The organism is Bacillus sp. Marseille-P3661 (assembly GCF_900240995.1).
Lineage (GTDB): Bacteria > Bacillota > Bacilli > Bacillales > Bacillaceae_J > OESV01.
On the sequence record NZ_LT965953.1, the window covers coordinates 19359 to 38603 of the forward strand.

At 37.4% G+C, this 19245-nt stretch carries 16 protein-coding genes; 14 read left to right on the forward strand and 2 right to left on the reverse strand.

The window, feature by feature from the left end; translation table 11 throughout:
• The first annotated feature begins 6 nt into the window (after positions 1–6).
• The 6 genes from C1724_RS00195 to C1724_RS00220 are packed head-to-tail and all read left to right on the forward strand — an operon-like array spanning position 7 to position 6541.
• Complete coding sequence (locus tag C1724_RS00195; protein ID WP_102344747.1) at positions 7–1017, forward strand: zinc-dependent alcohol dehydrogenase; 1011 nt, start codon at positions 7–9, stop codon at positions 1015–1017.
• 58 nt (positions 1018–1075) lie between these two features.
• Positions 1076–1822, forward strand: a complete 747-nt coding sequence (locus C1724_RS00200) for an SDR family NAD(P)-dependent oxidoreductase (protein ID WP_102344748.1) — start codon at positions 1076–1078, stop codon at positions 1820–1822.
• 21 nt (positions 1823–1843) lie between these two features.
• Positions 1844–2914, forward strand: coding sequence for a TAXI family TRAP transporter solute-binding subunit (locus C1724_RS00205; RefSeq protein ID WP_102344749.1), 1071 nt, complete (start codon positions 1844–1846; stop codon positions 2912–2914).
• A 25-nt stretch (positions 2915–2939) separates the two neighbouring features.
• A complete protein-coding gene (locus C1724_RS00210) occupies positions 2940–4874 on the forward strand; it encodes a TRAP transporter permease (RefSeq protein WP_102344750.1) in 1935 nt (644 codons plus the stop codon).
• Positions 4875–4925: 51 nt separating this feature from the next.
• Positions 4926–5708, forward strand: coding sequence for a hydroxypyruvate isomerase family protein (locus C1724_RS00215; RefSeq protein ID WP_102344751.1), 783 nt, complete (start codon positions 4926–4928; stop codon positions 5706–5708).
• Between the two features lie 17 nt (positions 5709–5725).
• Positions 5726–6541 carry an MBL fold metallo-hydrolase gene (locus C1724_RS00220; protein WP_180994063.1) on the forward strand — a complete coding sequence of 272 codons (816 nt, stop codon included), beginning with the start codon at positions 5726–5728 and terminating at the stop codon, positions 6539–6541.
• Positions 6542–6946: 405 nt separating this feature from the next.
• Here the strand turns inward: C1724_RS00220 and C1724_RS00225 are convergent, their stop codons facing one another.
• The gene (locus C1724_RS00225; protein WP_102344753.1) at positions 6947–8356 is read right to left on the reverse strand and encodes an IS110 family transposase; all 1410 of its coding nucleotides are present in this window, start codon (positions 8354–8356) and stop codon (positions 6947–6949) included.
• Positions 8357–8691: 335 nt separating this feature from the next.
• On the opposite strand from C1724_RS00225, the gene C1724_RS00230 reads away from it, so the two are divergent.
• The 4 genes from C1724_RS00230 to C1724_RS00250 all read left to right on the forward strand — a co-directional run bounded on the left by C1724_RS00230 (position 8692) and on the right by C1724_RS00250 (position 13746).
• A complete protein-coding gene (locus C1724_RS00230; protein ID WP_102344754.1) occupies positions 8692–10152 on the forward strand; it encodes an aldehyde dehydrogenase family protein in 1461 nt (486 codons plus the stop codon).
• An 870-nt stretch (positions 10153–11022) separates the two neighbouring features.
• A complete protein-coding gene (locus C1724_RS00240) occupies positions 11023–12153 on the forward strand; it encodes a plasmid pRiA4b ORF-3 family protein (protein ID WP_102344756.1) in 1131 nt (376 codons plus the stop codon).
• Positions 12154–12373: 220 nt separating this feature from the next.
• On the forward strand, positions 12374–12919 hold the full coding sequence (locus C1724_RS00245; RefSeq protein WP_102344757.1) for a helix-turn-helix domain-containing protein: 546 nt from the start codon (positions 12374–12376) through the stop codon (positions 12917–12919).
• Positions 12820–13746, forward strand: coding sequence for an IS3 family transposase (locus tag C1724_RS00250; protein ID WP_142386509.1), 927 nt, complete (start codon positions 12820–12822; stop codon positions 13744–13746). Before C1724_RS00245 ends, C1724_RS00250 begins: the two co-directional genes overlap by 100 nt.
• A 47-nt stretch (positions 13747–13793) precedes the next feature.
• Here the strand turns inward: C1724_RS00250 and C1724_RS00255 are convergent, their stop codons facing one another.
• Positions 13794–14510, reverse strand: a complete 717-nt coding sequence (locus C1724_RS00255; RefSeq protein WP_180994064.1) for a GntR family transcriptional regulator — start codon at positions 14508–14510, stop codon at positions 13794–13796.
• A gap of 209 nt (positions 14511–14719) precedes the next feature.
• Here C1724_RS00255 and C1724_RS00260 point away from each other — a divergent pair, with 209 nt between their 5' ends.
• From C1724_RS00260 to C1724_RS00275, 4 genes are all read left to right on the forward strand, one after another.
• A complete protein-coding gene (locus tag C1724_RS00260; RefSeq protein ID WP_102344760.1) occupies positions 14720–15400 on the forward strand; it encodes an RraA family protein in 681 nt (226 codons plus the stop codon).
• A 51-nt stretch (positions 15401–15451) separates the two neighbouring features.
• Entirely contained in the window at positions 15452–16180 is a 729-nt protein-coding gene (locus C1724_RS00265) for a PIG-L deacetylase family protein (protein WP_102344761.1), read from the forward strand.
• Positions 16181–16221: 41 nt separating this feature from the next.
• Positions 16222–17196 (forward strand): TAXI family TRAP transporter solute-binding subunit, encoded by a 975-nt coding sequence (locus C1724_RS00270; RefSeq protein ID WP_180994065.1) that lies wholly within the window; start codon positions 16222–16224, stop codon positions 17194–17196.
• A 68-nt stretch (positions 17197–17264) separates the two neighbouring features.
• The gene (locus C1724_RS00275) at positions 17265–19121 is read left to right on the forward strand and encodes a TRAP transporter permease (RefSeq protein WP_102344763.1); all 1857 of its coding nucleotides are present in this window, start codon (positions 17265–17267) and stop codon (positions 19119–19121) included.
• Positions 19122–19245 lie beyond the last annotated feature (124 nt).

Below are 19245 nucleotides of genomic sequence, written 5' to 3' on the forward strand. Positions count from 1 at the left end.
GAGTCTATGAAAGCGCTTCTTTTAACAGATAAAAAGAAACTAGAACTATCAGAATGCGAAATTCCTAAAATAAATGATGATGAAGTGTTAATAAAGGTGAAGTATACCGGAATATGCGGAAGTGATATTCATACGTATCATGGCCAAAATCCCAATATTAGATATCCTCGTATTATGGGACATGAAACAAGTGGAGAAATTGTCGAGATCGGGCATGGCTCTACCAGTAACATTCAAGTAGGTGACAGAGTAACCGTTTTTCCATTGCATGCTTGTGGACAGTGCATTTTATGTAAAAAGGGAAGCGAGCATTTGTGCCGTAACAGAACTTTTGCAGGGATGACAAAGGACGGAGCGTTTGCTGAATATGTGAAAGTTCATCACAGTCTCGTTTATAAAATTGAAGATCAAACGCCTTTCGATGTAGCGGCGATGATTGAACCATACGCAGTAGGTGTTCACGCTATCAATCGTTCAAACCTTACGATGGGTGATAAAGTGGTTATTCTAGGCGGAGGGCCTATTGGATTAATGATTGCATTAGCCGCAAAGCAGGCAGGTGCAGGACTAATTGCTATAAGTGAGGTCAGTGATTATCGCTTAAAGAAAATTCGTGAACTAGGTTTTATTGCGATTGATGGAAGAGAAACAGATTTAAAAGAAGAAGTACTCAATTTAACTGAAGGCATTGGGGCTGACATTGTATTTGAGGCAGCAGGAGTTCCAATAACTTCTGAACAAATGACCAAGGTCCTTCGTCCAGAAGGAACAGCTGTTATTGCAGGTTTATATTCGCAGTTTCCTAGAGTAGATTCGAATGATGTAAATTTTCGCGAACTTACAATAAAAGGAACAACAGTATATACAAGAGAAGAGTTCAAATATGCCATCCAGTCTCTTCCTATAGAGCAATTGAAAGCATTAATCTCACATCGATTACGTATTGAACATGCTGCAGAAGGATTTCAATTGTCTGAGTCTGCATCAGAAAGCATGAAAATCCTTGTGTCTTTATAAATAGATGAAAATTTGCTTTATAAGAATGAAAGATTAATAGAGAAAGATGGAGGTTGCTATGGAAGAAAAACAGGTTGCGATCGTAACAGGAGGTTCTTCAGGAATTGGTCGAGCAGTCGTAAACAAGTTTTTAAAGCAAGGGAAAATCGTAGCAGTCGTCGATTTAAATGAGATGGCTGTGACAGAGGAGAATCTATATTACTACCATGCAGATGTTTCAAATCAAGAATCAGCAAAACAAGTCGCTACACGCATTAAAGAAGATTTAAATCGTGTCGATATCTTAGTTAACTGCGCTGGATTAGCGCGCCGCGCTCCATCTGTAGACTTTACGGATAGTGATTTAAGTCTTGTGCTAGATGTTAATTTAAAAGGAACTGTTTTTATGTGTCAAGCAGCAGCACCGCATATGATGAATTCAGGTGGCGGGTCGATCGTGAATATAGGCTCTATGTTAGCTCATTACGGAACGCTCAATAACCTAGCTTATGCTGGATCGAAGGGCGGAGTGATACAGGTAACAAAATGCTTGGCTGTCGAATGGGCTGAACAAAATATTCGAGTAAATGCCGTTAGTCCTGGTTATATTGAAACACCGCTAACAAATAACTTTTTCAAAGATGAAAGATTTTTTAATCACTTGATGGCGAGAACGCCGCAAAAAAGACTTGGTAAGCTTGAAGAGGTTGCGAATGTCATCGCATTTTTAGCTTCAGAAGAAGCAAGTTTTGTTACGGGGGTAGACATTCCAATTGACGGAGGAATTTTAGCAGGTGATCCAGCGATATCTGCTAGTTTGGCATAAAAAATAAAAAGGAGGGTTTTTATGCGCTTTAAAAATAAATCATTGTCGAAAAGATTACTCATGGTAGGTGTTCTAGTAGTAACTAGTTTTCTAGCAGCTTGCGGAAGTCAGGAACCAGCAGCTAATGGTGACGGAAGCGGAGGTTCAACTCCAACCCTCATTAGCTTGGGTACTCATCAACCGGGCGTTGTCTATCATACGGCGGGTTCAGGGATTGCAAAAGTAATTAGTGATAATTCGGATGTAAGCGTTACTACAAAATCGTTCGCAGGTACAAAGCCGTGGATTCCATTAATGGATAAAGGTGATATTAACATAGGCTTTACTGGATATACAGATGCGTTATTTCCTTTTAAAGGATTACATGGTCATGAACAAAATAAAAACTTAAGAATGTTGGTCGGTGGAAATGAAATACCACATACAACGATGACTGTGCGCGAAGACTCAGGCATTGATAAAATGTCTGATTTAAAAGGAAAAAAGATTGCACATTATCAAGTAGATGGCGAAGTTATGAATTTATTTATGGAATACAGCTTAAAGTCAGTGGGATTAGGTTGGGATGATGTAAAACAAGTACCGATTTCAGATGCTATTTCAGCTACAGATGCCTTACGTGAAGGCAGGGTGGATGCGATTTTAACGGCTGACCCAAATGCAGGATGGGCATTAGAACTAGATAATGCGATAGGGATTAAAGGTTTAAATTTAGGTGATGTTGACAGTATCGAACAGCTTCCAGCTGATTTTGTAGAAGAAACTCAAACAGAAACAGGTTTAGGAATTGGCGTACATGAGGCTGGGTTTTTAGATGGCCCAACTATCATACATGAGTTCAATACGGTGTTATTGGCATCTGCACATTTATCAGAAGATGTAGCTTATGAAATTACAAAAACACTATGGGAAAACTCAGAAAAGCTACATTCGTTTTCGCATTGGTTAGAGAAATGGTCCCCAGAAACTATGTTTATAGAAGATCCGCCTGTTCCGTATCATGAGGGAGCCATTAAGTTTTTTAAAGAAAAAGGAGTATGGACTGAAGCTGCCGATGCAAATCATCAAAAGCTTATGGAATTAACAAAATAAAAATTACAGTTGGAGGTGATCGTATTTGGATATTAAGGAGTCCGTTAGATTTAGACCACTCACAGGCCCTGTTTCTTATTTATGGAGAAGCTTATTAATTCTAATTACAGTGTCGGGGATTCTATTTATTCTCTCTGTACATGAACGATTAGGACTCGCATTAACAAGTCAACAGTATGCAGGTTGGTTTTTAATGCTCATGCTACCATCGATCTTTATCGGCGTACCTTCAAGGAAAACTATGAAAACCTCCAATGTACCATGGTATGACTGGATTTTTGCCTTTCTAGGAGTCCTTGTAGGTGGATATATTGTTATTTTCTATCCACAGGTTATGAATAATTTTGGAAGTATTACACCAGCCCGTTTTATATTAGCAACTCTGACTATCATTTTAGTGTTGGAAGGTATACGACGCACATTCGGTTGGGTGTTAATTAGTATCGTATTGGTTTTCCTTGCTTACGCATTTGTAGCCCCTTATATGCCTGGCGTATTTAGGGGGCAATCAACTTCAATCGATTTATTATTGAATTATTTATATTTGGATGTAAATAGTTTGCTATCGTTAATTGAGTTGATCGCCACCATGGGGTTAGCGTTTATCTTATTTGGCCAAATCTTAATTAATTTTAAAGGCGGCGATATTTTTAATAATATTGCGCTATGGCTTTTTGGACGTTTTAGAGGAGGACCTGCCAAAGTAGCTGTGGCTGGCTCCGGATTAATGGGCAGTATTACAGGTGGTCCTGTAGAAAATGTTATGCTGACAGGAAATATTTCGATTCCTTTAATGAAAAAGAGTGGGTATAGCAGTACCGAAGCGGGAGCGATTGAGTCGATTGCTTCGTCTGGAGGGTCTATTACACCGCCAATCATGGGAATTGTCGCGTTTCTTATTGCAGAAAATCTAGCCATGCCTTATGCCGAAGTTGCGCTAGCTGCGGTTATCCCAGCTGTACTCTATTACTTTAGTATTTTTCTAAAAATCGACCTTGAAGCAGGAAAAAAAGGAATTGGGAAGCTTAGTAAAGAAGAGATGCCGGAATTAAAGCCTATATTGAAGAGAAGTTGGATTGTCGTTTTAATTTTCGGCCTATTCCTTTATATGTTATTTGTTAAAGGCTCTACTCCTGAATTAACTGGTCTTTATGCGTCGGGTGTTGCGTTTCTGCTGTTATTATCTCTAAAAGAGGTCAGAAAAGATATTTTTAAAAAGGTGATCCAAACTTTAGAACAAACGGCTCAAATGGCAATAGAGGTAGGGATCATCCTAGCTGCAGCTGGCTTTGTTGTCGGGATTTTAAGTGTAACAGGATTAGCCTTTAACCTTATTTCTGCATTAACCAATCTTGGAGGATATGGATTAGTCTATCTACTCCTTGGAAGTGCGATTGTTTGTGTCATTATGGGAATGGGGATGCCGGCTATTGCAGCGTATTCTATAGTAGCTGTACTAGTAGCGCCTACTCTGGTAGAGCTTGGTGTACCAGCTATCGCTGCTCACTTATTCGTTTTTTATTTTTCGATAGTTTCACATTTCACACCGCCAATTGCGCTGGCATGCTTTGCAGCATCAACGATTGCAAAAGCCAATCCTTTTGCAATTGGGGTCAAAGCTATGAAACTAGGCGTGATGATTTATATCGTACCGTTTTTATTCGTTTTCTATCCAAGTATATTGTTAAATCCAGAAACGGTATATAATACTGAATTTTTTGTGATTGTTATGGCTATTTTTGCAGCGTGTACAGCGCTGATCATTGGTATGACTGGTTATTTATTTGGACCGATCAGCACGATGCGTAAGGTATTATTTTTCGCGTGTGCTGCGTTACTGCTAGTACCAATTAGTTATGTGGGGATAATTGGGGCTGTTTTATTACTATCACTTATCGTGCACGACTTGCTCATTTCTAAAGTTAGAAAATCAGTGCCAAGTGAAAGCGTAGAAGCCTAAAATAGGTAGTTTCATAGTGAATATAAAAAATATAGAAGACGGTGATTCTGTATGTCTATTTCATTTTCAATTTGCATTCCAATGATGTTTCAAAATAAGTCTATTCAAGAAGGATTATTTGAAACGAACAAATTAGGTCTCAAAAACGTTGAGATCATGCGCTGGTATGATGAAGATATTTTTGAACTAAAAAAGCTAAAAGAGACATTAAAGTTAAACATCGTCTTACTATCAACCAAACCACAAAACTTAACGGATCCAAGTACACATACTGAATTTTTACAAGGATTAAATAGAACAATTGAAACGGCAAAACTTCTTGATTGCACTAACATTGTTTGTATATCAGGGGATGAACAGACTGGTATGACTAGAAGTACCCAGATGAGGAATTTAGTAGATGTACTATCAGAAGCAGCAAAGATGGTCGAGCGTGCTGGAATCACGTTAAATCTTGAACCGATTAACACTAAAATAGATCATCCTAATCAATTTTTATCATCTTCTGATGAAGCATTTGAGATTGTCAAATCGATTAATAGTCCTAATCTCAAAGTTCTCTTTGATATTTATCACCAGCAAATTACGGAAGGTGATTTAATTCGGCGGATATCTGAAAATATGGAATGGATTGGCCACTTCCACGCAGCTGGTAATCCTGGAAGGCATGAGATCACGGAAGGTGAGATTAACTATAAAAGTATTTTGAAGTATTTGGAGGAAAGTGGATATAACGGATATGTGGGATTGGAGTATATTCCACTTAGAGATCCTGGGGTAGGTATCCATCAGATTATTGAAGAAATGAATATTCAAATGGTTGAGGTTAGATAAAAGAGGTGATGAATGTTATGACAAAGTTATCCATTACTATGTTGGGAACAGGAAGCCCTCGTCCTGAGCTTAGACGCTCAGGACCAGCGCAAACACTGTCAATTGACGATGAAACGATCCTGATTGATTGTGGCGAAGGGACCACGAACCAATTATTAAAAGCAGGACTACCACCAGAATCTATTAAACAATTATGGTTTACACATCTTCATTCTGATCATACCTTTGGTTATGGACAATTCCTTATTGGGGGCTGGGGACGTGGAAGATCGGAATTAACGATAATCGGTCCTAAAGGAACGAAGAGATTTCATGAAAAAATCCTTGATTTATATGAAGAAGATATCAACTATCGTTGTTCACTAGGTCGATCAGATGCGGGAATTCGAGATGTCCGCATCATTGAGATTGATAAACCTTGTAAAGTGGAAAATCCATCTTTGATAGATACAACAGTAGAATCGATGATTCATAATGTTCCTACTTTTGGTTATCGTCTTGAAATCAATAATAAAATCATTGTGATTTCAGGTGATACGGCACCACATGATGGCATTATTAACTTAGCAAAAGATGCGGATGTTTTAGTGATCGATGCTGGTTTAGCGACAGGCAAAAAAAGCCCTGCACTAGAAAAAATTTGGGATCATCTCCAAAAAGAACATTGTACGGCAGAACAAGTTGGGCAAATTGCTGCAAAGGCAAATGTGAAAAAAGTTGTTCTAACACACTTCTTACCGGAATTGGATCCTGCAAAAGCCTATGATGAAGTAGCAACGCATTTTTCAGGAGAAATTATTATTCCAGAAGACTTAGATAAAATAGAATTATAGCCAGGGTAGCCAGGGGGACAGGTCCCTTGGCTCTTTTCGTGGCCAGAGGGACAGCGTATAATGGTAAATAAGTCAAGGGACATTTTTATTTAAAAAAGGCCGACCTTAAGTAAAACCTACAAATTCCATTTTTTGTAAAGTTCAACTATCACAGAAAAGTATATAGAGCTCCTCTAGAACGTGAAAGGATCTTGCTTTTTTCATCCTACAGAGATACTGCCTAGCGATATAAACTTTGATTTTCACGTATTATTCGTACTTATAGGACAAGATCCATAACGCTGTCCCACGAGGTCATTAGCCTCAGGTTCGATGACAATGTGATCTAACGTCCTAGAGGAGCTCCATTTTTCTAGTAAAACAAGTGTTAGTAAAGTAATTTTTTTATGACAACTAATCTTTTAACTATGCTGATAGGCCACTTGATAACGAGACGTGCTTTTCATAAAACTTTTTTACATTTTTAGTTCGTAGCTTTTTGCTTAATTCTTTTAATAACACATAGTTTTCTTGTCTTGTTTGGTATAAAGTTTGATTACGAATCATTGAAAAGGCTAGACGAATCATTCGATTTCCAATGGCAATATAGGCTTGACCGGTTAATTTACCTCTATCTTTTAAAGCTAGATATTTCTCCTTCATTTCAGGATTGTTGGTAGACAAGGATTTTCCCACTTGATATACAATATTCCTAAAAGGTCTCCTCCCTTGTTTAGAAATACCATAATACGTCGGTTTTCTACCGCCGGATTGTTTGACAATCGGATTCGTCCCTGCCATCTTTATAAGTTGCCCCGCGTGAGTGAAATCGGAGATTTCCCCCATTTCTGCAAACAATTCAGCCCCGGTCACAACCCCAATACCTGGTACACTAAGAATCATTGCACCTTCTGTTTCTACGAACAAATCTTCAATCTTTTCCTCTAAGACCTTGATCTGTTCCTTTAATAAATCCAATCGATCAAGTTTTTGGGTCAGAAGAAATAGTTCCACTTCCACATGGTCTTTTGATTGAGAAATGGATTCTTTCGCAAACTCTACTAAGGTCTTTATACAATCGTCTCTTAATTTAAGGTTTTCACGAATAGATAGTTTGCGTAAGCCTGCCTCTCCAAGGGCTAGTATATCGCTTGGATGCGGGTAGTTTCTCATCATGAAGAGGGAGGCTTTACCAAATAGATCAGAAAAGGGTTTTATATGTTCACGCTTTCCCTTAATCCATATACTTTTTCCTTGGTACTCCCTAAAAATATGGTCCATGTGCATTCTTATAAGATTCTGCGTCATGGTTTGTTCGTTTACCAATTCACGACGAGCACGTGTTAACTTTTGTAAAGTGTAAACTTTACCAGAAGATAGTTCACTAGACGTCCCTCGACCATGAAGGATAGATTGTACAATAGCCATAAGATCTAAATTATCTGTTTTCGCCCAATTTAAGAGCGCTTGTCGTTCTTGTGCGGTTGTGGCTGCATTTATGATGCGTACATGATAACCTACAGTATGACATCTCCGTACCAGGTCCTCGTAATAGTGCCCCGTTGTTTCAATACCGACAATCACTTTTTCTTTCCCATGTTTCTCTTTTTCAATTTCAATGATTCTTTTAATAGCGTCAAATCCCGTCATGGATGCATCAAACTCAAAAGGTTTAACAAGTATATCCCCATAAAAGTTACAAACCATTGCCTTATGAGTAAATTTAGCTGCATCTATTGCCACGACTAATAAGTTCTCAGTTCCAATGTCTCGCAAAAATTGTGCCCATCGACTTCCTTTTTTTCCTTGAATATGATTCAATGATGTATATACCATCGTTTTCATCTCCTTTGGTCGGGATAGTAATTGGAAGTTCTGTGATAGGTACTTCTATTTTACAATGAAAACGGTGGTCTTTTTATTGTTTTTGAACTATTTACTATACTAGGTTCCTTGGCTCTTTTGTATCTACTATGTGAAAAAGCTAAACTCGGCATGGAACTTGACGTAAGCCCATGCATTAAAACTTCTAATCTGATTAACATTAATGAAATTTGTGGTAGTGGGTAAGTTTATATTGTCCTTGCTGCCGATGTTGATGTTGGAGTAATTGGTATAGAAGAATACCTTTTTTTAAAAAAGTAGAGCTATTCAAAAAGGAGAAGATACCAATGAATTATTCGCAATGGGCTACTATGCCGATTGGTGGTAGTTGGAGAGAAGGATCAAGCGATCGATATTCTGATAATAGAAATCCATACACAGGGGAAGTGCTAGTATCGCATAAACTTGCCAACCTTGAAGATGTAAACGAAGCATATGAAACTGCACTGCGAGTTCAAAAGGAGTGGGCAAGTCTTACGCCTGAACACCATTCAAGGATACTGGAAACTGCAGCCGCTCTTTTAGCCGATCGTATAGAAGAAACGATAGCTCTTCTACAAGATGAAACAGGATCAACAAAGGTTAAGGCGACAATGGAAGTAAATGCTGCTATCGCATTAATTAAAGAAGCTGCTGCCTATCCATATAAAATGAATGAGCAAGTCATGCCTTCGACTATTCCCGGAAAAGAGAACCAAATCTACCGTGAACCTGTAGGTGTTGTGAATGTGATTACATCATGGAATTTCCCATTGTCCTTGTCAATGCGTTCAATTGCGCCAGCGCTAGCGGCAGGCAACGGTGTAGTGATCAAACCAGCATCAAACACTCCGATTTCTGGTGGAAGTTTTATCGCCAAGCTATTTGAGGATGCTGGAGTACCAAAAGGCTTAATCTGTGTGATTATTGGATCGGGCTCAGAAGTCGGGGATGCAGTGGTCAAACATCCTATTCCTAGGGTGATTTCTTTTACCGGTTCGACAGAAGTTGGGAGGCGAATCGGTGCTTTAGCTGGGCAATATTTGAAAGAAGTTTCGCTAGAATTGGGAGGCAACAATGCCTTTATTGTTCTTGATGATGCTGATATTGAGCAGGCAGTCAAAGCAGCAACTTTTGGGAAGTTTCTTCATCAAGGCCAAATATGCATGGCTATAAACAGAATGATAGTAAGCCGTAGCATCTATCCTACTTTTATCGAACAATTAAAAAAACAGGTGTCCACTTTAAAAGTCGGCGATCCAAGACAAGATGATACGATAATTGGGCCACTAATTGATGAAAAACAAAGAGATCAGGTGTTATCTCTTATTGAGAAGGGAAAGCAATCAGGGGCGAATGTATTCTTAGAAGGAGACGTTCATGGGAATGTCATAAGTCCATTTATTTTAACGGATGTAGATAATCGTATGAGCATTGCCCAAGAAGAAATTTTCGGACCGATCGCTCTCGTTATTCCTGTTGACAGCGAAGAGGAAGCGGTTCGTATAGCAAACGATACACGCTACGGATTAACAGCATCTGTATTTACCGCGTTTCAAGAAAGAGCCATCAGAGTTGCTAAACAATTGCATACAGGTATGGTGCACATAAACGACCAAACAGTTAATAGCGATCCAGCGATGCCTTTTGGTGGTGAGAAAGATTCCGGAATAGGAAGATTTGGTGGACAATGGATTTTTGAAAAATTTACTACAGTTAAATGGGTGTCAGTACAACACGAAAAACGGCACTATCCAATATTTAATTGAGCCAGAGGGACAGGTCGAGACCACTGAAGAAGTGCCCTTTTGAGAGCCAGAGGGACAGGTCCACTGGCTTTTTTCATCGTTATGGATACTACGCATCATTGGTTTATTGGCATAGTGAGTAGAATCACCAAGTAATAAATAACGTGTCGCTATTATTTGGCGTAACATTAAACTAAAACAAGAACCTGTCTTTTCCTCCATTAAAAAATATAATAGTGATAAACACTATCATTTAGTAAGAATGTGAAGAGGGGCACGGAAAAAATTCCAATAAAAACTTGACTCAATCGATACTAAGGCATTAAAACAATTCTTCTTAACCGTGTTATAATATAAGAAAGGAAAACGCGGAGTGATAATAATGAAAAGCGTTAAAGCAAATACTTGGCAAACTTCAAAAAATAAATAATCGACTTGATAGTTTAGAGAAAGGTCAAGAAAAACTCCAATTAGGACAAGACCAGTTGAAAGATAACCTTATCAATGGACTTGGACCTTACTTTGAACAAATTGATCGATGCAAAAACAGATGAAATTAAAGGTACATTAGAAGACGAACAACGGGTGATTGATACTTTAGCATCTCGTTCCCTTAAGCACGAAAGTGAAATAAAAGACTTTAAACGAATACTTAAGAACCAAGGAGCGGATAGCTCTTTTTTTTTGCCCGCTGGCCCGCCCCTGGCCCAGGAGAACCGCCACCCTTAGTGGATCCACGGGGACAGGAACCTTGACCCACTACCAACCATTTGGTATGAATAATATATTATTACTAGCCTGTTGGTGAAAATCTACCAAAGTCCAGTGGACCTGTCCCCCTGGATCTCGACACTATCTCGAAATATGCAAGTGAAGAGGAGCAATTATCTTATGCTAATTCAATGCACAAAAAAATTATTGGATGAGTTGGGTCGTAAGCCAGAAGTACATGAGAGCGCAGAGCCGCTTTTTTCCTGGCATGCTAATTTAATTACGGTGAACCGAAGAAAAACGATCGTTCTCATGAATGATAAAAGCAAGTATACAATCATCCTCCATGGCTTAAAAGCAAAGGACTTTAAAAAGCTTGATGAGACTATTTTGAATGCTATCCGGGAGACCTTCCAAGAAGAACTTATTAGTGATGAGATCATTGAAAAATATATTCATCATTCGAAGGAATTTACATATGCAAAGACCAAGGATCGGTCGTCAGTCGCAAAGTTGAACAAGGCTTGTGAAACTGTTTATTTTTATGAGGATCGTTTAAATCACGAGTTTATTATTAATAGTGCAGCTAGTAAAGAGGTAAGTCGTTTTTTGGTCGGCGATAGCGAAAGGAAAAACGAATATATATATCCAAATGAAGAGTTATATAAAGATCTTGAAAATTTTGCAGGTAAACCGATCTTTCATTCTGAGGCTGTTCAGCTTAAGGTTACACTTCTTTTGGAGCGCCACCATGTATGGAGACGGTTAGTAGTTCCGCTAAATTTGACATTTAGTGAGTTTCATCATGTTTTACAAAAGGCCTTTGGCTGGGAGGATTATCATCTGCATGAATTTTATATCTTTGATCAAGACACATCCGGCCATCATTATTCCATTAATCACTCAGCGTATAGCAAAGAAGGCTATAGGCCCATAGTAAACTTAGTTTGTGATGAGGAAGCTTTTGCATATCCGGGTGAAGTAGAGATGAGACTTGAAAATGGTATAAAACTTTCTGAGTATATTCCGCATTATAAGAGTTTGAAATATAATTATGATTTCGGTGATGACTGGCAGCATGCTGTAGAGGTTGAAGGCGTTATAAGTGATTATGATAAAAATTATCCAGTCTGCTTAGAGGGCGTGGGAGCCACACCACCTGAGGATGTGGGTGGGGAATCTGGTTATGAGGAATTTTTGACTGCTATAGCAGATGAAAATCATCCCGAGCATGGTTTTATGAAAAATTGGGGAAAAAGCTACGAGGATTTCGATATTGAAATGGTAAATAGAATGTTGAAGAGATTGTAGAGCCATAGGGACAGGTCCCCTGGCTCTTTTTCTTTTGTGTTTAGTTTAGCGACTTTGTCGTGCCAGAGCTCTAGGTCTTTAGAAAATTGAGGAAATCCTATCAACCTAAAGAACTAATCCAACGGACCTGTCCCCTGGCTTGCCCTTGCTTGCAGGCCCGAGGTATGAGGTGCACCCCAAAAGTTAGAGTCAAAAAAACTAATCTTTTGGGGTGTTTATTTTGGCTAAAAAATATAGTGATGATTTGAAATTAACGGTGGTTAGAGAATATCAAGAAGGAAAGCTAGGGATAAGACCCCTAGCCAAAAAACACGGGATCAAGTCTAAATCACTAGTTAACAGGTGGATAAAAATATATGAGAAATTGGGTGCTGATGGATTAAAAAGGAAGAGGAAGAACAAACCTTATTCTGTTCAATTCAAGCTAGATGTATTAAGCTATATGAAGAGAACAGGTTCTTCAGAAACGGAAACTGCCCTTCACTTTGGAATAACAGAACCTACTACAATAGGTAGGTGGAAGAAAGCTATTTTAGAGGGGAAAGATGAAGGCCTGAATAAACATAAAGGTAGGCCCTCCATGTCTAACAACAAGAAAAACGACAAAGAAATGACATATGAACAAAAGCTGGAAAGAGAGAACGAGCTCCTTCGTTTGGAGGTAGAATATTTAAAAAAGTTGCGAGCTTTTCGGATGGACCCCACGGGCTCTCTCGAAAAGCACAAGCAGCAATATCATTCGAACTCAAAGAAAAGTTCAAACTAAAAGACGTATTACTAATCGTTGGTATTCCAGAGTCTACTTACCACTATCAAATAAAAGCGATGCAAAAAGAAAACCCAAAACAAGACCTAGAGGATTGTATTCAATCTATATTTGACGAGAATGACAGTAATTATGGGTATCGTCGTGTTCAATTAGAACTGAAGAACCGAGGAATTAAAGTGAATCATAAAGCTGTGCAGCGTATTATGGGAAAGCTCGGTCTTAAATGTAGCAAATTTAGTAGAAAAACACGAAAGTACAGTTCTTATAAGGGGAATGTAGGGAAAGTTGCAAAAAACCGTATAAATCGTCGTTTTAAAACCAGTGTATGCCATCAGAAGTTAACAACTGATATCACAGAATTTAAGTGTTTAAATGGTAAAAAGCTTTATCTGAGCCCTATTATGGACTTATATAACGGTGAAATTCTTTCTTATGGGATAGGTACTAGTCCAACTTTGGATCTTGCGATCAGACCCCTTAAAGAGACACTTGAAATTGTAAGAGAATCAAAGTTTAGGACAACGATTCATTCTGATCAAGGATGGCAATATCAACATAAAAAGTGGGGTAAGACACTTAAGGAAAGTAAGGTTTTTCAAAGCATGTCTCGAAAGGGAAACTGTTTGGATAACTCCCCTATGGAGAACTTCTTTGGCATTCTAAAACAAGAGATGTATTATGGAGAGGCATTGTGTACGGTTGAAGAGTTAAGCGAGAGAATTAAGAGATATATAGATTACTATAATAACAAACGTATTAAGAAAAAATTGGAGGGAATGAGTCCAGTTCAATACCGTACTCATACCAGCCAACTAGTTGCATAATAAAAACTCTAACTTTTTGGGGTCAGCTCAGGACCTGTCCCCCTGGATCATTCATTTTTATAGTTAGTAGTATAATTCCATTTATCGGTATTGGCATAATAAACCGTAACATCAACAGGGTTATACTGAAGTGATGAAGATATTCTAGTTATCTTAAGCACAGGTGACCCTTCTTCTAAATTTAACATTTCCGCTACCTCATCAGTAGCAATTATAGCTTCTAACCTCTCCTGTATTTCTAATATTTCAATGTTAGCCTTTTCCTTTAATATCTGATCTTTTGAATTAAATTCTGGATTTTCGGAGAATAATTTTATTGGAATATTTGGATTAATATAGTGGTTCAGAAAAAGAACAGGTCCGTTATTAATGTATCTAATTCTCTTTATTCTATAGATTTTTTGATTCTTGTTCGCTCTTAAAATAGATGAATAATGCGGGTCATCAACCTCACTAATGTCTATTGTCTTAGCTGAAATGTTCTCCCACTCTTGATTGTATTGTTGCATGAATCCTGTAGTTAATATCCATTTTCCTGATGGACTGTTATTTGCTACAAAGGACCCTTTCCCTTGTAATCTGTATATATAGCCGTCATTTTCCAACTGTTTAAGTGCTTGTCTAACTGGAGTACGGCTTATTTTATATGACTGTTCCAATTCCATTTCGGAAGGTAACATATCACCAAATGAGTATTGGCCATCATTAATTTTTTGGACAATATCATTATAAATAGTTTCATATAAAGGTTGTTTTTTTATCATTTTTTTTATCCCCATATTTTTAGTTTTTTAAAGATCAACCATTTATAATACTTAGTATACCGAGTGGTGTAAGCTCTGTCAATATTGCCCTCAATACGATATTTTGACATTATTGAACATTTAGAATTAACAAAAAATATGATTGACATATTATACTTATCATACTTATAATACTAAGTACAATAATCAAAACGATAAGGGGTGTAATAATGGTTAATCTTCCTCCGCTTTTCTCAACCGATTTAATAAATAGGGCTGAACAATTAAGTACAACCTTATTTTCTGATTCCATGGATTGTTCAGGGGGTATGCATTACAGTGTTAAACCTGTATCTAAAGAAAAAAGAGTTATTGGTACTGCCATAACTGTTGAATTAGATCCAGGTGATAATTTGTATCTACACAAAGCAATACACCTGGCAAGTAAGGGATACGTTATTGTTGTTGACGGAAAAGGCTATGAAAATAATGCCTATCTAGGAGAATTAATGGCTCTAACAGCAAGGGCGAGAAAAATAAATGGAATTGTAATTGATGGACTAGTACGTGATAAAGACGTACTTGAACAAATTAATTTCCCTGTATTCGCTAAGGGATTTATAGCAAATGGTCCATTTAAAAATGGATCAGGAGCAATCAACATTCCGATTCACTGTGGAAGAGTACTTGTTAATCCAGGTGATTTAATTATTGGTGATTCAGATGGAGTTGTTGTAGTACCAAAGAATAGGGTCGAAGAAACGATTGTAAAAGCCGAAGCTAAAAATGAGTATGAAAAAAATCGATTAGAGACCATCAGTAAATTTGTAAATAGCAGTGATCAAGAAATTGGAGATTTACTTAAACCAGCTTGGCTCCTTGAAAGTGAACAATATAATAATGCCAATTAAGATTTAAATTTTTTTGAAAACGCTTTAACAATCAGTGGAAGGAGACAATCAATGAATTCTGAAAATAAAGGAACATTATTTATTATAAGTGCCCATTCTGGTGATTTTGTATGGAGAGCTGGTGGCGCAATCGCACTATATAACAAGTTAGGATATAAGGTTCGAATACTTTGCCTTTCCTTCGGGGAAATAGGTGAATCTGCAAGCTTATGGAAACAAGGCAAATCATTAGAACAAATTAAGGATATTAGACGGCATGAAGCAGAAAGGGCAGCGGAGGTTCTCGGTGCGGAGATAAGATTTTTCGATTTAGGTGATTACCCACTTGAACTAAATAATGAGTTGCGAATATCAATTGTACAAGAATTACGAGAACACAATGCTGAAATTGTTCTTACTCATACAGAAAAAGACATCTATAACATGGACCATCAAAGGGCATATCAGTTAGCTATTGAATGCTGTATTCTAGCAAATTATGGGCATGGTATACCTAGCGAACACCCTGTTACCCAACCTATAAAACTGTTTCAATTTGAACCACACCAACCAGAGCAATGTAATTTTAAACTTGATACATTATTGGATATAACTGACGTATTTGAAACAAAACGAAAAGCGATGGAAATTATGAAAGCACAAAAGCATATTTGGGAGTATTATACCGATTTGGCTCGTCGGCGTGGACTACAAGCTAATCGCAATTCAGGTAACAGCAGGATTATATATGCAGAAGCATTTCATAGAGTCTATCCACAAGTTTGTACTAGTGAATTTTAAAAAAAATCATTTGAATTACGAAAAATTGGAGGGGTTTATTTGTGAGGAAAATATTATTACTTATTGTTTTTAGTAGTTTGCTAATTTTTAGTATTGGTTGTTCCCAAGACTCGTCAGGCAGTACTAATAATGATGAACAATTAAAAATAGCTACCGGAACAACAACAGGAGCTTACTATCCTGTTGGCGGAATGATGGCATCCATACTCTCTGAAAATATGGAAGGTTATAACTTCACAGCGGAATCAACTGGAGGGAATGCAGAAAATGCGAGACTTATAGACTCAAAACAAGCTCATATTGGCTTATTTGGATCAGATCACTTATATAATGCCTATCACGGAGTTAACTCCTTTGAAGGAAATGATCCTATCGAAAATCTTTCAGGATTTAGTACACTTTATGAAACACCGTTTCAAACAGTTACTTTAGAAAAAAACGATATTCAATCTATAAGTGATTTAGAGGGTAAATCAATAGCAGTTGGTGGTCCAGGTTCAGGTTCTGCTGTAAAAGCTGAAGCTATGTTAGAGGCTCTGGGGTTCGTAGATGGTGAGAATATAACGCTTAAGTATTTAAATTTTAGTGAAGGATCAAGTGCAATGGTTGATGGTATCGTGGATGCTATCATGTTAACAGTGGGGATTCCTTCCGGTAATGTTCAAGAGTTGGCAGCGACACATGATATTGTTTTAGTCCCTGTTAGTGAGTCAGAATTAGATGTTATTTTAGAAAAACTTCCATTCTTCAAAGAAGGAGTTATACCTGCTGGTACTTATGATGGTCTGAATGAAGATATCCTTACCTTTAAATGGTATAACGAAATAGCTGTAGATGCTGAGTTAGGTGAAGACCTTGTATACGAAATGGCAAAAGTACTCTTTGAAAATCACGATCAATTTAAACAATCTCATTCCGCTATGGTAAATGTCATTCCTGAAAATGCACCGGATACAGTAATACCTCTGCACCCAGGTGCGGAAAAGTATTATAAAGAAGTTGGATGGCTAAAGTGATTATTTATTTAACTGTCTATGAATTTAAAATTTGAAATTACATTTCAAAAGGATAGGGGGAACTTAGTTTGTTTCGAATTATAGTATTAGTATTCACTTTGGCCCTTTCAATATTTACTTTATATACTGCCATATTTGGCCTTTTAACTCCAGTTTTACAACGGAGTATTCATATTGGTCTAGTCATGGTAATTGCATTTTTACTCTATCCTTTAAAGGAAGGGTCAAAGTGGCTGCGAGTTATTGATTATTTAGGAATTAGTATATTAATATCATCAATTGTTTATTTACATTATTCATATGGAACTCTAATGGAGAGAATTGGCTATGAAAACTTGTGGGATACATTATTTGGAACTATCTTTATCGTAGTACTTCTAGAGTTGTGTCGAAGAGTAGTAGGATTTCCTCTAATGATTATAGCTTTATTGTTTATCTGTTATGCCATATGGGGAAATATAGTACCAGGTTTTTATGGGCATGAAGGCTATCCACTATCAAGAATTGTAACGACAATGTTCCTCACAACAGAAGGGGTATTTGGCTCTGCACTTGGTGCTGCAGCAACATTTGTAGCTATATTTATTATATTTGGGACCTTCCTAGAGAAGAGTGGGGGAAGTCAATCTTTCATAGATCTCACTACCTCTATAGGAGGCAGAAAACGCGGTGGTCCAGCAAAAGTAGCTGTTTTATCTAGTGCTCTAACTGGATCTATTAATGGAAGTGCGGTTGCTAATGTAAGTTCAACTGGCGTATTTACGATACCCCTAATGAAAAAGGTTGGTTATACACCGAAGATTGCAGGTTCAATTGAAGCAGTCGCTTCAACGGGTGGTAGTATTTTACCTCCTATTATGGGATCAGGTGCGTTTGTAATGTCTGAAATGGCAGGTATACCATACTCAACCATAATACTCGCATGCGCAATTCCGTCTATACTTTATTACTTCTCTATCTATTTTGTAGTTGATTTTGAGGCTGCGAAAAATAATATTGGTCAATTATCTGAAGATGAAATTCCGAAACTAAAAGAGACTCTAAAAAGAGGTTTATTGTTCATCATTCCGCTTGCTGTGCTAATTTTTTGTATCGTAATACTAAAGCTATCTATTGTTAGATCAGGATTATATTCAATACTATCAATTTTACTTATTAGTTTATTTAATCCAAAAGGAAGAATAGATTTTAAAAACTTTATTGATATTCTTTCAACTTCAGCAAAAAGAATGATTCTTGTATCGATTGCTTGTGCAACTGCTGGATTAATTGTAGGCGTTATCACCTTATCCGGATTAGGACTTAAATTATCTGGGACATTAATGGAAGTAGGACAAAACTCATTATTTCTAACTTTAGTATTAACAATGATTGGTGCTATCGTAATTGGAATGGGCTTACCATCAACTCCTGCATATATTGTGTTCTCAGTTCTATCGGTCCCTGCTTTAGTTAACTTAGGTGTACCACTGCTTACAGCTCATTTATTTGTTTTCTATTTTGCTAGTTTTGCACCGATCACACCACCTGTAGCTTTAGCATCCTATGCTGCAGCTGGTATATCTGGATCGAATCCACTAGGTACTGCTATGCAGTCCTTTATCTTTGGACTTCCTGCATTCGTAATACCATTTATGATTATTTATGGTCCAGAATTAATCGGTCAGGGAACTGCAGTTAATATTATTATAGGCTTTATTTCAGGATGCCTTGGAGTTATGGCATTTGCCGGTTGTACAACCAGTTGGTTCTTAGATAAGCTAAATTATTTGGAGCGTTTCGTAATGTTATCAATTGGGGTACTTCTAATTATTCCGGGAATAATAACAGATTCGTTAGGTTTAGGTCTACTTGCTGTAATTATTTTTATTAAATTCTTTAAAAAGAGGAATTTAAAAATAATACCTAGCAGAAATGTAAGTTAATAATTTAATTTTTAAGCATAAGATAGTCCCCACCTATGTAATAGATGCGGACTATTTTATGCTTTATTTCAATTTATTTGGAAACATGATAAACATCGGGAATGTTATTAGACAAAGGAAGCTC